The 14,530-nt window shown below is 57.6% G+C and carries 13 protein-coding genes; 7 read left to right on the top strand and 6 right to left on the bottom strand.

Features of this window, described 5'->3' with window-relative positions:
* The first annotated feature begins 34 nt into the window (after nt 1–34).
* Nucleotides 35–550 (top strand): DoxX family protein, encoded by a 516-nt coding sequence (locus tag VEV40_RS00255; protein WP_324829362.1) that lies wholly within the window; start codon nt 35–37, stop codon nt 548–550.
* Between the two features lies 1 nt (nt 551).
* Here VEV40_RS00255 and VEV40_RS00260 read toward each other — a convergent pair whose 3' ends face one another.
* From VEV40_RS00260 to trpD, 5 genes are all read right to left on the bottom strand, one after another.
* Nucleotides 552–1,424, bottom strand: a complete 873-nt coding sequence (locus VEV40_RS00260) for an alpha/beta hydrolase (RefSeq protein ID WP_324829363.1) — start codon at nt 1,422–1,424, stop codon at nt 552–554.
* A gap of 98 nt (nt 1,425–1,522) precedes the next feature.
* Nucleotides 1,523–2,230: a site-2 protease family protein gene (locus VEV40_RS00265; protein ID WP_324829364.1), complete on the bottom strand. Its 708-nt coding sequence runs from the start codon at nt 2,228–2,230 to the stop codon at nt 1,523–1,525.
* 64 nt (nt 2,231–2,294) lie between these two features.
* Nucleotides 2,295–3,146: an acyltransferase gene (locus VEV40_RS00270; protein WP_324829365.1), complete on the bottom strand. Its 852-nt coding sequence runs from the start codon at nt 3,144–3,146 to the stop codon at nt 2,295–2,297.
* 181 nt (nt 3,147–3,327) lie between these two features.
* Nucleotides 3,328–4,068 (bottom strand): SIMPL domain-containing protein, encoded by a 741-nt coding sequence (locus tag VEV40_RS00275; protein WP_324829366.1) that lies wholly within the window; start codon nt 4,066–4,068, stop codon nt 3,328–3,330.
* Between the two features lie 691 nt (nt 4,069–4,759).
* The gene (trpD, locus tag VEV40_RS00280) at nt 4,760–5,812 is read right to left on the bottom strand and encodes an anthranilate phosphoribosyltransferase (protein ID WP_324829367.1); all 1,053 of its coding nucleotides are present in this window, start codon (nt 5,810–5,812) and stop codon (nt 4,760–4,762) included.
* Between the two features lie 295 nt (nt 5,813–6,107).
* On the opposite strand from trpD, the gene sucC reads away from it, so the two are divergent.
* On the top strand, nt 6,108–7,286 hold the full coding sequence (gene sucC, locus VEV40_RS00285; protein ID WP_324829368.1) for an ADP-forming succinate--CoA ligase subunit beta: 1,179 nt from the start codon (nt 6,108–6,110) through the stop codon (nt 7,284–7,286).
* 2 nt (nt 7,287–7,288) lie between these two features.
* A complete protein-coding gene (sucD, locus tag VEV40_RS00290) occupies nt 7,289–8,164 on the top strand; it encodes a succinate--CoA ligase subunit alpha (protein WP_324829369.1) in 876 nt (291 codons plus the stop codon).
* Nucleotides 8,165–8,227: 63 nt separating this feature from the next.
* Here sucD and VEV40_RS00295 read toward each other — a convergent pair whose 3' ends face one another.
* Complete coding sequence (locus tag VEV40_RS00295) at nt 8,228–9,865, bottom strand: S41 family peptidase (protein ID WP_324829370.1); 1,638 nt, start codon at nt 9,863–9,865, stop codon at nt 8,228–8,230.
* A 173-nt stretch (nt 9,866–10,038) separates the two neighbouring features.
* Here VEV40_RS00295 and VEV40_RS00300 point away from each other — a divergent pair, with 173 nt between their 5' ends.
* The 4 genes from VEV40_RS00300 to aroC are packed head-to-tail and all read left to right on the top strand — an operon-like array spanning nt 10,039 to nt 14,523.
* Entirely contained in the window at nt 10,039–11,883 is a 1,845-nt protein-coding gene (locus VEV40_RS00300; RefSeq protein ID WP_324829371.1) for a peptidylprolyl isomerase, read from the top strand.
* A gap of 5 nt (nt 11,884–11,888) precedes the next feature.
* Nucleotides 11,889–12,938, top strand: coding sequence for a 3'-5' exoribonuclease YhaM family protein (locus tag VEV40_RS00305; protein WP_324829372.1), 1,050 nt, complete (start codon nt 11,889–11,891; stop codon nt 12,936–12,938).
* On the top strand, nt 12,916–13,296 hold the full coding sequence (locus VEV40_RS00310; protein WP_324829373.1) for an EVE domain-containing protein: 381 nt from the start codon (nt 12,916–12,918) through the stop codon (nt 13,294–13,296). The genes VEV40_RS00305 and VEV40_RS00310 overlap by 23 nt, the downstream gene beginning before the upstream one ends.
* Before the next feature lie 45 nt (nt 13,297–13,341).
* Nucleotides 13,342–14,523, top strand: coding sequence for a chorismate synthase (aroC, locus tag VEV40_RS00315; protein WP_324829374.1), 1,182 nt, complete (start codon nt 13,342–13,344; stop codon nt 14,521–14,523).
* The last annotated feature ends 7 nt before the right edge of the window (nt 14,524–14,530 follow it).

The raw sequence follows: 14,530 nt of genomic DNA on the forward strand, positions 1-14,530 counted from the left end.
TCGGTTCGGAAGGGCAACGATAGAATGGTCGCCAATGATGCGCTCGCCTGATAGTGGAACGGATCGAAATGCCTTCGCCATAGCAGTATTGCGGATTGCGGTCGGCGTTTTATTCGTCATTTTCGGCCAATATAAAGTTTTCGGCACGCAGTTTACATTGCACGGTGGATTTGAGTGGTGGATCAATCGATTTCTGCAGAATGGCGAGGCTTATCCGTTCATAGTTCCGGTGCTCAAGGATCTTGTAATGCCGCATGCGACTGCAATCGCTTTCCTTGTCGCATACGGCGAATTAGCGATCGGACTGGCGCTCATATTGGGGATATTGGTACGGACTGCAAGCACCTTCGGGCTCATCTATATGCTTATGCTGCTATTCTCGTCGAATTACCCCGGCGCAAGCGCTCCGTTCTGGGAATACTTCGGAGCTTCGCTCGATCATTCTGTGCTCGCCCTTTGTTTTCTTGCCTTCATTGTCGGCCAATGCGACGAATGTTTATCGCTAAGGCAATTCCTGGCCAGACACCGACAAAGTCGGGCCTCAATGTGATTTACTCCCCAACCACCCCAACCGTCTTCAACCAAACATCCACCAACTGAGGCCATCCGGTTACCGGAAGCTTTGTCCGCCGAAGCCCGTAGCCGTGCACGCCCTCGGTGTACAGATGCATCTCCACCGGAACACCGGCAGCCTTCAGCGCCTCGTAATACCGAAGGGAGCTTTCCACATGGGCCACGCGGTCATCTTCGGTCTGAAGTAAGAATGTGGGGGGCGTGTCCTTGATGACGGGTAAATTCGGATTCAGCTCAAAGTTCTTATCGGCGATGGCGAGGTAGCCGGGATAAATAATCACAGCAAACTCCGGACGGCAACTCTGCTCATCAGCCGCATCGACAGGCTTATATACGCGCCGGTCGAAATGCGTGCTGATCGCAGCCGCCAGATGGCCGCCCGCCGAGAAGCCGAGCACGCCAACTTTATGCGGATCGATATGCCACTCCGCGGCATGCTGCCGCACCAGACCCAGTGTTCTCTGCGCATCCTCGAGCGCCATCGGCGACTTTGGGTACGGCCCGGAATTGGGCACGCGATATTTCAGCAGAATGCAGGTCACACCTGTAGAAGTGAGCCAGTCGCAAACTTCCGTGCCTTCAAGATCGATGGCAAGAATCGTGTACCCGCCGCCGGGGAACACCACCACTGCCGCGCCCGTGTTCTTTCCCTTCGGCGGATACACCGTCATCGTCGGGCGCGCTACGTTGCCGAGCCGAATCAGCGGCTTGCCTGCGATCAGCTGGCTGCTTGCCGTGGTGGTATCGACTTCCGGCCCGGGCACAGGCTGCGCGTCAGGAATAGGTCCGGGCCAGATTGGGATTTCCTTTAGCCCTGCCGCAGGCTGCCAGGCGGGCTTCTGCGCGCTCATCGTTCCACAAGCGCACAAAACACAGAGAGCGAAAAGCAGAGGCTTCATCACAATCCCCGCAGATTATCAGAAGCCACTTTGATCTGCGCCAGGGAAGGTCAGAGCGACAGCAACACACGGTTAAATACGGCCCATGCGGGGCTGACCATGATGCTGATGAGCGGGCCGCCGAAGAACAGGAAGAGGATCAGGCTGATCATTCCCAGCGAATCGTACACGCGCAGGGCGCCATAGGGCAGCATGTGGCGGATGATGTGCGAGCCGTCCAGCGGGGGCAGCGGAATGAGATTGAACGCCGCCAGGATCAAATTGAGCCAGATGCCCAGGTAGAAGAGAATGATCATCGGCGAAATGATGGGGCTGGACGCCATCAGCTGCGGGTCGATTCCGCCCATCATCGCCAGTTCCTTGATAGCCATTGCGCCGGTGGCTGTTGTTTTGGCCACGACAACAAGCGCAATGAGAGAGGCCACGGCCGCGAGGATATTGCTAACTGGGCCAGCCAGCGTTGTCAGAATGTCGTCGCGTACGATGCGCTTGAAGTTTCGCGTAGTGACGGGAGTGGGTTTGGCCCAGCCAATCAGCAGGCCCCGCGCAAAGGGCAGAAAGAGCATGGCCAGCGGAATCAGGATGGTGCCCACGGGGTCGATGTGCTTCATCGGGTTCAGCGTCACGCGCCCCAACATGCGCGCAGTCGGGTCGCCCAGCTTGGACGCCATCCACGCATGCGCCGCCTCATGCAGGCTCAATGCAAAGAGGAGAATGACAAACTGAAAAATCTTAAGAACAATCTCTTGCTGGCTCATACCGCAAACTTGATGGTATCAGGGGACTGACCGTCCAGGTACTCGCGCCATAGTGGCAAGATTCTCACTCGCAGTGCTCGCCCGTAGAAGCCTTCGCTTTGAAGGTTGAGCGGTCGGCAAATGGCGTCGCCTGGGATTTGGTCTTGAGCTGCTTGGCCGGAACGCCACCGACAATCGAGTGCGGCGCAATGTCCCTGGTCGCGACCCCATTTGCGCCGAGTATCGAGTCTTCGTTAACCGTTACGCCCGCCATCACGGAGGAGTGAATCGTGAGCCGCGCTCGCGGACCAATCTCCGTCTTACGGTTCTCAACGATGCCGCCGTCGATCGGATCGTGTGCATGCGAGTATACAGACGCGTAGTCGGAGATGGACGTGCCTTTGCGGATGATCAGCTCGCCGCGGTCGTCAAGCATGACGTACTTGTGAATGACGCAGTCGTCCTCGATGACAAGGTTGTAGCCGAAGCTGAACTCAACGCCGTGGAAGATCTTCACGTTGTTGCCAATGTGCTTGAAGATGTGCCGACCCAGCATGGCGCGGAAGCGGAAGCCGAGCCAGTGGTTCAACCCAATCGGGGAGCGGTCGAACATTTGCCAGAAGTAGATGAGCGGCTTGATGCAGGCATACTTCTTCTCGTCGATGTCGCCATAATATTCGGGTTCGAGTGTCACGTTGGCCGAGTTGAGCGAGAGCTGCAGGACGTTGAAAGGAAGCTCGCTGGTAAGGGTGAAGTTCAACCGCCCGCCCTTGGGCCGCCCCAGCATGATCTGGTGCAGATTGTCATGCACCAGTTCGGCGCGCAGCTCCGGCTTCTTGTGCTTGGTGAGCTCCTCGTCCAGATAGTTGATCCAGCGCAGATAGACGTCCTCGGCTTCAGGCGAGGGATGCAGGTCACGATATTCATAGCGAGGCATGATGTATGTCCTGTGAAACGTGTTCCATAAATTCAGGCGTTGCTTTGGGCAAAAGTACCCAGGGCTGAAGCCCTTCATTTCGCGCGCTGTTTCGCTGGGCTAAAGCCCAGCGCTTCTACCCAAAGATTCTTGAGGATCTGTTTCTAATGCTGTTCGATGCACCATGGAACAGCAAGTCGCACTACTGAATGGCGAAGACAGCATAAACCGTGGATGATTCCTCGATCTGGCGCGGGTTAATCGCCAGCGGCGCAGGCGCGGCCATTTGAGCCTTGGCAAGAAAACCGACAGCGCCATTTAACGGCCGCACCGGACTCTCCGGAGCCTGATTGCTGGCGTAGATCAATCCTGCCAGCTTCACGTTGAGCCCCTGCGCCATCTGCTGCGCGATGGCTTGAGCCTTGGCCAGAGCACCAGCTGCGGCCTTTGCCTGCAGGCCGTTCATGTCCTGATATTGCCAGTCGATCTGGCCGCTCTGGTTGGCGCCGGCTTCGACGGCGGTGTGAAGGACTTTCGCCGCGTCATCAGGCTTCGTCTTGACTGTCCATGACTGGTTGAGCACAAACTGCTTCTTCGCACGGTCCATCTCCGATTCACGAGGATCGTGATAGTTGTTCGGCGCAAGGTTCTGGTTTTCGCTCTCGATGGCCTTGTCGGGAACGCCGGATTTCTTCAGCGCGTCCATGATGGCATTCGAGATCGTCGATCCGCTGGCATAAGTCGATTGCTCGTCAGGGCCAAAAGTCTGAAAGCCGATGTGCACAACGGCGAGATCGGCGTCCGCTGTCGCCTTGTCGCTGGCTGTCACGGCGATGGTGCGATTGTCCTTGTCAACCTTGATGGCTTGCGCGTGCGCCACGGACAATGCCCCAACCGCGACCGCGGCGATGGTCATGCGCGTCAGAAATCCGGTCAGCTTCATGCTGTGTATCTCCTTCACCGATGCTGGCAAAGTATATCGCTCCCCGCGAGTGGCTGTAGAACGGCGTTTTTTCGGGCTGCGGGCATTGGGTATCCCTTCCCTCCCCTCTGGGTGGGTTGTCTTATTGTTTTCAATAGTTTAGCGAGGGATCATTCCCTGCCATGTGGCTGATTCTGCTGGGGTTAAGTGCTTTCGAGTGTTTTCAATGACTTATGAGGGGTCCCGGTTCTTCTCCGGAGATGAAAAAACGCCCGCTTTTTGGCGGACGTTTCTTTAATTTGCTCTTAGTTCTATTTTAGCAGGTTGAGGGGAAATAACAGATCAAGTGGGACTCATTTAAACTGCTCATTTTTATTGGCTTGCGACAAAAGTTACCTTCGTAAGGGCTTGACACAGAGGTAGCCGGGCCTAAAGGCCATTCCATAGCGAGATTTCTATTCACCAGCCTGAAGGCCGGTGCTTCTACCCAACCTTGCTGCGCAAGGCCTCCGGTTATGTAAAGCAAGACAATATTTTCAAACCATATTCGAACCATAGAGGTGTATTCAACACGCCGTTAAGCGTCAAATTTGTGCAGTTTTTCCGGATCTAAGAGGCATTCATTTATATGGGGTAGAGTGGAGGCCCGATGCCTCCGCGCGAAAACCTTGTCGGCCTTAAGTTCCTGGTTTCTAAAAGGGCCTGGCTCCTATTACTGGATTTTCTGCGCAAATGTACGCAGCTTCTTCACGGTATCGCGAACTGCGCCGGAGTCAATGGCTTCAGTCGCGCGCGCGATGCCTTCGCGCAGGTCGGCGGTTATCCGGGCGGCAACCAGCGCGGCTGCTGCATTCAAGATAACGATGTCGCGCTTTGCGCCGCGTTCGCCGACGAATATGCGCTCCAGAATGGCCGCATTTTCCGAGGCACTCTCAGCAGCAGCCAGGGCGGAAATAGGGGAGCGCGGCAACCCCGCGTCTTCAGGCAGGATTTCCAGCAGCCGCATTGCCGACCCGATTCCCTGTCCCCTGTTCCCTGTCCCTCGTACCTCAGCCACATGGCTCGCGCCTGTAACTGTCAGCTCGTCCAGCCCATCGCTGCCGTGCACGACGAAGGCATGGCGGATGCCGAGGCGCAGCATCGTCTCGGCAGCGACAGGGACACGATCGGGAGCGAAAACTCCCATGATCTGCGCTGGGGCCGCCGCTGGATTCGTAAGCGGCCCAGCAAGATTGAAGATGGTGCGGAAACCGAGCGCGCGCCGGACAGGGGCAACGCGCTTCATCGCCGGATGCAGAGCCGGCGCGTACAGGAACATGAATCCGGCGGTGCGCAGTGATTCAACCGCCAGCTCAGGCGGCAGGGCTACGGCGATACCGAGGGCTTCCAGCACGTCCGCTGAACCGCACTTTGACGTAACGGCGCGGTTGCCGTGCTTGGCGACTTTGGCCCCGGCTGCGGCTGCGACCAATGCTGCGCCAGTTGAGATGTTGAAGGTGCCGCAGCCATCGCCGCCAGTACCGCAGGTGTCGATGAGCTGCGCTCGCTCCTCGTCAGTCAACGGGACGGGGATGGCCAGTTCACGCATGGTCTCGGCAAAGCCGGTCAGCTCGTCGACGGTTTCGCCACGCCGCGCCATGGCGGTGAGCAGCGCTGCAATCTCGGCATCGCTGGTGTTGCCGGTCAGCATCTCGCGCAGAGCGGAGCGTGCCTCTTCACGCGTGAGCGCGCGCTGTTCTTCACTGAGGTCTTTCACGATGGCCATCTGTCTGCCATCGTACCGAAATTGACGCTGTACTGAAATGATTACCTTGCCGCTAAATGGTCTACCGAACAGCCATATGAAGCAACCCGCGTTACCTCAAAGCCGCATTCACTCTGCTGTTTTTGCGGCATGGCTGAAGCCATGCCCTTACGAAACCAAATCAAACTGATCCCTATCCATAACGCCATGACCTGACAAGCGGGGACTGCAAACTGTACTATGGAATATCAGCCGTAATTTCCCGTTAATGCATGGTTTATGCCCGCGCCGGGACAAGTCTGCGGCCCTACAAGCTATGAAAATCCACGAATATCAGGCGAAAGACATCCTGGCGAAATACGGCGTTGCCGTGCCGCGGGGTGAAGTGGCCAACACGCTCGACGAAGCGCTCGACGTGGCCAAGAGGCTGTTTTCCGGCGGCGCCAGTGGCGTTGTCGTGAAAGCGCAGATCCACGCCGGAGGCCGCGGCAAGGGCGGCGGCGTGAAAGTGGCGAAGAACCTTGACGAAGCCGAGCAGTATGCCAAGCAGATTCTCGGCATGCAACTGGTGACGCACCAGACCGGCCCGCAGGGGCAGAAGGTGCAGCGCCTGCTGATTGAAGAGACGGCGGCGATTGATCGTGAGCTGTATCTCGGTATCGTGCTCGACCGCGCTGCTGCCAAGCTGGTCTTTATGGCGTCGCAGGCCGGCGGCATGGATATTGAAGAAGTCGCTGCGAAGGACCCGAAAGCGATCCACAAGGCATACATCGATCCTGCAGTTGGCTTCCAGCCGTACCAGGCGCGGGAGCTTGCCTTTGCGCTGGGGCTGCAACCAACGCAGATCAACGAGGCGGTCAAGTTCATGATGGGCCTGTACAAGGCTTATGTTGACACCGATGCTTCGCTGCTTGAAATCAATCCATTCATCACGACGAAGGACAGCAAGCTCTTCGCGCTCGACTGCAAGATCAACTTCGACGATAACGCGATGTTCCGCCACAAGGAATTGAAGGAGCTGCGCGACGTTGCCGAGGAAGACCCGCTGGAAGTTGAAGCGTCAAAGTATGCGCTGAACTACATCAAGCTCGACGGCAACATCGCCTGCATGGTCAACGGCGCCGGCCTGGCGATGGCGACGATGGACATCATCCAGTACGCGGGCGGCTCGCCGGCGAACTTTCTCGACGTGGGCGGCGGCGCGAACCAGCAGCAGATTGAAGCGGCCTTCGCCATCCTGCTGGCGGACAAGAATGTGAAGGCCATCTTCATCAATATTTTTGGTGGCATTCTGCGTGTGGATGTGCTGGCAACGGCAGTTGTTGCGGCCGCAAAGAAGCTGAACGTAACGCTACCGATCGTCCTTCGCCTTGAAGGCACGAATGTGGATGAAGGCAGGAAGATTCTTCAGGAGTCAGGCCTGAAGTTTTCTGTTGGCGCAACGATGAAAGATGCGGCAGAGTTGGTGGTCGCCGCTGCAAAAGGAGGCAAGTAAAGATGGCTGTTCTGGTAGATAAAAACACTCGCCTCATTGTGCAGGGCATAACCGGCAAAGAAGGCACCTTTCACGCGAAGGGTTGTGCCGAATACGGCACGAAGGTTGTCGGCGGCGTGACGCCAGGCAAGGGTGGAACCATCCACGAAGGCTGGCCTGTTTTTGACACGGTCGAGAAGACTGTTGCGGAAACCGGCGCGAATGCGACTGTCATCTTTGTGCCCCCGCCGTTCGCTGCGGACGCGATTCTCGAAGCAAACGCAGCTGGCATTCCGCTGATTATCTGCATCACGGAAGGCATTCCGGTCAACGACATGGTGAAGGTCTGGAGCGTGCTCAAGCACTCGAAGTCCAGGCTGGTTGGGCCGAACTGCCCCGGTGTGATCTCGCCCGGCAAGGCCAAAATTGGCATCATGCCCGGCCGCATCCACAAAGAAGGCAACATCGGGATTGTCTCGCGTTCTGGGACCTTGACCTATGAGGCTGTCTACCAGTTGACGCAGCGCGGGATCGGGCAATCGACCGCCATCGGCATTGGTGGCGACCCGATTGTCGGCACCACGCACGTTGATGCGCTGAAGCTGCTGAATGAGGACCCGGAGACGGAAGCGATCATCCTGATTGGCGAAATCGGTGGAACGGCGGAAGAGACAGCTGCTGAATATGTCCAACAGCATGTGAAGAAGCCGGTGGTGGGCTTCATCGCTGGGCAAACTGCCCCTCCGGGACGCCGCATGGGCCATGCCGGAGCGATCATCTCAGGTGGACAGGGTACTGCCGCTGAGAAGATGAAAGCGCTCAAGGCTGCGGGTATTCATGTGGTCGAAAGTCCTGCTGCTATTGGCGAGACTGTCGCACAGGTGATTGGCAAGGCGTAAGGCTGATTTGCAAAACAAGAGGGCAGGCGAGAACGCCTGCCCTTTGTTTTTGGATTAAATTATTTATTCGATAGCTGGGCTTGCCGGCACATTCTTGGCGGTCACAGTCTTCTGCGAATCGATTTTCTCAGCAGTCTGTTCGAGCGTGCCTGCCTGCGGCAGGTAGGTGAGGGCCTGGCTGATCATTGGGTCCCAGGCGGCGCGGACTTTCAATCCTTCCACCTGGCCGAACTGCGTGGTGAAAATTTCCGCCTTGATGTTGGCCTTTACCCAGTCGATGACGGCGTTCAGGTCCTGGTCGGTGTAGCTGATGTCCTGTGTGCCGAGGAACTGCTTGAAATCGGCCATAACGTTGTCGTCGACTTGAAAGTCTTTGTTGACGGTGCGATTGGCCAGGTAGTGCCGCGCGAAATCGAAGAAGGCGTAGTGGGCAAGCAGGTCTTCCTCGATCGGCGTGGATTTTGGCGTGCTGATCTTGTAATCAGGAGTGATGCCGCCACCGCCGTAGACGGTGCGTCCGGAGTCGGTCAGCTTGACTTCGCGGTCTTTCGTGTCCTGCGGCTGGTCGTGGTTGTAGTAGTAGTCGTACAGCGAAACGCCGTTATAGTTGCGCTGGATCAGGCGTCCGCTGGGCGTGTAGTAGTGGTAGGTCGTAAGCGCGAGGCCGGTGTTATCTGAAAGCTGATAAACAGTCTGCACCAGGCCTTTGCCAAATGTGGTTTCGCCGACAACCAGCGCGCGGTCGTGGTCCTGCAGCGCGCCGCTAACGATTTCGGCTGCGGATGCGGTTCCGTGGTTCACCAGAACGACAACGGGATAGTCTCTGCCGCCATTGCCGTGCATGGCATGGTAGGTCTGTTCAGGGAAGGCGCGTCCGCGCTGGGAAACGATGACCTGACCTTTTTTCAGGAACTTGTCGCAGGTGGAGACGGCTTCCGTGAGCAGGCCGCCAGGGTTCCCGCGGAGGTCAAGGATAAGACCCTTCAGGTCGGGGCCGAAGCTATCAAGAGCGTCTGCCACTTCGCGGCCCGTCGCTTCCTGGAATTGCGTGATGTGGATGTAGCCGATGCCGGGACGAATCTCTTCCTTGAGGTCGATGCTGGGGTGCGGAATCTCATCACGAACCAGATCGTAAGTGAGCGGCGCCGCGGCGCCCTCACGGGAAACGGTCAGATGAACATGCGTTCCTTTGGGGCCTTTCAGCATGTTCGCCACTTCTTCAGAACCGAGGTTGTCCGTCGTCTTGCCGTCAACTGAGATGATGACGTCACCCGGCCGCACGCCTGCCTTGTAAGATGGCGTCCCCTCATAGGGGAAAAGGACAACGATACGCTGCACGCCGCCAACATTCTGCGGCTGGATGGTCATGCCCACGCCGTAGTATTTGCCGTGCTGGTCTTCGCGCATTCTGGCGTAGGCCTTGGGGTCGTAGAAGTTCGAGTGCGGGTCGAGCACGCGCAGCATGCCCGGAATCGCGCCGTCATATATGGCCTTGTCGGGCTTGTCGCCGTTCAGCGGTTCGGCGTAGTTCTGCGCAACCACGTCATAGACGCTGGTGAACTGCTTGAGGCTGTCGCGGAACTGCGATTCGTCGGAACTGGATTGCGCGCCGACTTTCTGGCTGACAATCATGCCTGCAAGACCGCAGGCGGAAAAAAAGACTACAAGGCTAAAGGCGGTGCGACGTGTGCGGGAATGCATGATTGCGAGGACCCTCTGGGCAATCCTATGGACAGTATAGCAAGCCGAAAAGTTAGCGCCACCTGTTAGCTGGCCTGCTGACCTGCATGTGTTTACAATGTTGAAAGCGCGCGCGGGATATTTCAGGAAGCAGGCTAACCAGTTCACGCCGCGCGCAGTCGAGACGTATACAGATGATTTATCGATCCTTGTCCCTTCCGGCCGCGTTCGCTGCAGGCATCGTCTTTCTGGCAGTTCCAGCCATCGGTCAAACCGCGGCTAAAACTCCGGCCCCGGCCACTCAGGCTTCGCAATACCAGGGCACGGTGGTAGAAGAGATCATCGCGCGTGTCAACGACCAGGTCATCAGCAAGTCAGACTATCAGCGTGCCGACCAGGAACTGGAGAGCCAGGGTCAGCAGCAGGGGTGGTCGCAGCAGCAGCTTTTTGAAGCGAGGCACGACCTGTTGCGCGACCTGATTGATCAGCAACTGCTTCTGTCCAAGGGCAAAGAGCTGGGCATTTCAGGCGAGACGGAGACGGTCAAGCGGCTGGACGACATCCGCAAGCAGAACCACCTTGACAGCATGGATGACCTGCAGAAGGCAGCGGAGTCGCAAGGGGTTTCGTTTGAGGATTTTAAGCAGCATATCCGCGAGGGCATCATTACCTCCACGGTCATTCGCGACGAGGTGGGAAGGCACCTCAACCTGGGTCAGGCCGACGTGCAGAAGTACTACGATGCGCACAAAGAAGAATTCAACCAGCCTGAGCAGGTGAAACTCAGCGAAATTCTGGTTCCAACGGCGAACCCGGACGATGCTGCGCAAGTGGCGGCAGCGCAAAAGAAAGCCGACGACATTGCAGTTCAACTGAAGTCGGGTTCGGACTTCGCGCAACTGGCCAAGACGGAGTCGGGCGGTCCCACGGCGGCTGAGGGCGGAGAGCTTGGTGAATTTAAGCGCGGACAGCTGGCCAAGGTGCTTGAAGACCAGACGTTCAGCTTGAAACCTGGTGAATATACGCAGCCGATCCGCACCAAGCAGGGGTTCGTCATTCTTAAAGTGACGGACCATACACCGGGCGGTGTTCAGCCGCTCAAAGACGTTGAACCGCAGGTGGAAGATGCAATTTACAGTCAGAAGATGGCGCCTGCATTGCGCCAATACCTGACGAAGCTGCGCGAAGATTCCTATGTTGAGGTGAAAGAGGGCTATGAAGATTCTGCGGCAACGCCGAATGAGGTCAAGCCCACGACGACCTATAGCGCCTATGCCCCTCCCACAGGAAAAAAGAAGAAGAACGTAGAGCGGACACGGTTCCGTCAGAAGGGCGTGAAGGCGAAACCTGCGACTGAAACAGCCAGTGCCCCTCCGGCAAATGTGCCATCCCTTGCAGAAGCGCCGCAAGCGCAAGCTGCTGCGACTACGCAGACTGCGAGTGCAGCTCAAACAGCAGCTCCAGCCACTGCTTCGACTACTCCTGTTCAGCCGCCCGCAGCAAGCTCGCAGGTGGCCGGCGTGGAGAAGCCCGGCAAGAAAGAAAAGATTCGCTTCGGCCAAGCCCCGCGAGAGACTTTGCCTGCGGCTCCAACCAAAACAGAAGACGCCGGCGCCACCCAGGTGGCGAGCAACACAGTTCCGCAGAATGTGCAGGTTGTAGGGCCTGATGGAACGGTAGAGAACCAGCCGATGGAGCAGAAGACTGAGAAGACGAGGTTCTCCGACCGGGCCAAGGAACACAAGCCAAAGAAGGCGAAAGACAAAACCGATCCATTCGCTCCAGCGCCTGAGAGCCAGGATGAACTGGCTACCCGCCAGGAGCAAGCAACTCCGCTGGGATTGAACGGCGATACCTCGAAGGCGAAGAAGGGGCCAAAGCCAACAGAGAAAACGCGGCTCTCAGACGAAGCGAAGGAAAAGAAAGAGACGAAGCCCGAGCCTGTGCCGAATCCGGAAGGCCCGCGTACGCCTCCTCCTTCCGCGCCTGCTCCAACAAATGGATCGCCTACCACACAGCAGCCTTCGCAACAACCATAACCCTGATGAAAGACCTGTTCGTCGCGGACTTAGGAAAGCTCGAAAATCAAACGGTGACAGGCTTCTTCGCGGTCGCGCAGAAGCAGACGCGGAGCACCCGCGAGGGCGTGCCTTACTTTGCCATTTCCATCTCTGACTGCACAGGTCAGATCGAGTGCCGGATATGGGAAGCCGCCGCGGTGGTTGATGAATTCGGGCAGGGCGAGGTCGTCAAGGTGCAGGGGCAGGTCTGCCGCTATCAGGACAAGCTTCAGATCAAGATCGACAAAATCCGCAAGGCAAGACCCGAAGACAGCGACAAAGGCAAATACGACTTTGGCGATTTTGTCCCTCGAACCTCGTGTAATGTTGACGATCTGTGGTCAGAACTGAAGGGTTTTGTCGCAAGCTTTACGAACCCGCATCTGCAGACCCTGTTGTATGCCTTCCTTGACGATCTGGAGATTGCGTCTGCGCTCAAGAATGCGCCCGCTGCTAAAAGCATGCACCACGCATGGATTGGCGGCCTGCTGGAGCACATTGTCTCGCTGCTCGGCATCAGCGACATGGCGGCTCGACACTATCCGGAAATCAACCGCGACCTGCTGCTGACCGGTGTTGTTCTGCACGATATCGGCAAGCTGCGCGAACTGCGCTGGGGAACCAGCTTCGACTACACGCTCGAAGGCCAGCTTGTCGGCCATATTACGATTGGCATTTCGATGGTCGAGAGAAAGCTGGCCAATCTTCCGGATTTTCCCGACAATCTGCGCATACTGGTCGAACACATCATTCTGAGCCATCATGGCAAGTACGAGTTCGGCTCACCCAAGCTGCCCATGATTCCTGAAGCGCTGCTGCTGCACTATCTCGATGATCTCGACGCCAAGATGCAGACCATGCGCAGCGAGTTCGCGCGCGCCGAAGCGCAGGGACGCGACCCGGGGCAACTGACTGACTGGGTGCGCGCGCTGGAGAGACCGTTGTTGAACACGGCCGGCTATCTGAATGAGCAGCAACCGGCGACGGAACCCGAGCCTGAGGAGGAAACCAATGTCCTACCTGCTGAAGACTGAGCCTACGGTGTATTCCTTCAACGATTTGGAACACGACGACGAAACCACTTGGGATGGTGTAACCAATCCTGCTGCGGTGAGGTTTCTGCGCGGCATGAAACCCGGTGAAAAGCTAGTCATCTATCACACCGGTGACGAAAAAACGGCTGTAGGCACAGCGAAGGTCATATCAGTAGACGCAACAAATCCCAAGGTCCCCAACGTGCGCATCAAAGCGGGCAAACCGATCAAGACACCGCATACCCTGGCCGAGATCAAGGCGCACAAAATGTTCGCCGATTCGCCGTTGGTGAGCCAGGGCAGATTGTCGGTTGTTCCTCTGACAGACGCGCAGTACGCGTGGCTCACGGGAGAATAAAAGCCCTGCGCGCTGCGCTACAATCAAAGCTGGCACAGCACGCACATGTTACGTTTTTCCACTGCAGGTGAGTCACACGGCGAGAGTCTGATTGCCCTGGTTTCAGGGCTGCCCGCAGGCGTTGACGTCGATACAAAATTCATCAATCGCGAACTGTGGCGCCGCCAGCAGGGCTATGGCCGTGGCGGACGCATGCGCATCGAGCAGGACACCGCGCACATCCTCTCCGGAGTGCGGCACGGCAAGACCATCGGCTCGCCGGTGGCGATGGAAATTGAAAATCGAGACTGGAAGAACTGGACCGATGTCCTGCCGGTCGAGGTTGGTGACCCGTCGAAACACAAGGCCGTTGCATCGCCGCGTCCCGGTCATGCCGATCTTGCCGGTGCACTGAAGTTTGATTTCCCCGATGCGCGCTATGTTCTGGAACGGGCTTCAGCGCGCGAGTCAACCGCGCGCGTTGCAGCCGGAGCGTTGGCAAAGCAACTGCTTCTTCATCTGGGAATTGATGTAGCCAGCCATGTGATTCGTGTTGGCCATGCTGAACTTGAGCGCGACGCAAGCTGGGACGAAATTGCCGCGTTGCGCGCCAAGGATGAAGTGCTGCTGGGTTGCGTTGATCCTGAAGCCGAAGAGCGCATGAAGGCGGAAGTCGATAAAGTCTTGCGCACGGGCGACACCGTCGGTGGCGTTTTCGAGGTGGTGATTCACGGAGCGCCCCCCGGCATCGGTACGCATACCAACTGGGACGAGCGGCTTGACGGCATTCTGGCGCAAGCGGTCATGTCATTGCAGGCAGTCAAGGCGGTCGAGATTGGGCGCGGTGTGACTGCGGCAGAATCATTTGGCTCGGATGTGCATGATGCCATCGGCTACAGCAGCGGGCCGGTGAACGGCAGGCCTACGCGCTTTACCCGCGAGCACAACAATGCCGGAGGCGTCGAAGGCGGCATTTCCAATGGGGAAGACGTGATCGTGCGCGGCTATCTCAAGCCAATTTCCACGCTGCGTAGACCGTTGCAATCTGTCCGCTTCGACACACGCGAAGTCACGAAGGCTGCGTATGAGCGGAGTGACGTGTGCGTTGTTCCGGCGGCAGGTGTCGCTGCTGAGGCGATGGTGGCGCTGGCGTTTGCACGGCTAGTGCTTGAGAAATTCGGCGGCGATTCACTGCGGGAATTGAAACGTAACTATGACGGTTACGTGGAGCAGATTCGCGCCTATTGAGTTCCGG

This window comes from Alloacidobacterium sp. (assembly GCF_035631355.1).
GTDB lineage: Bacteria > Acidobacteriota > Terriglobia > Terriglobales > Acidobacteriaceae > Alloacidobacterium.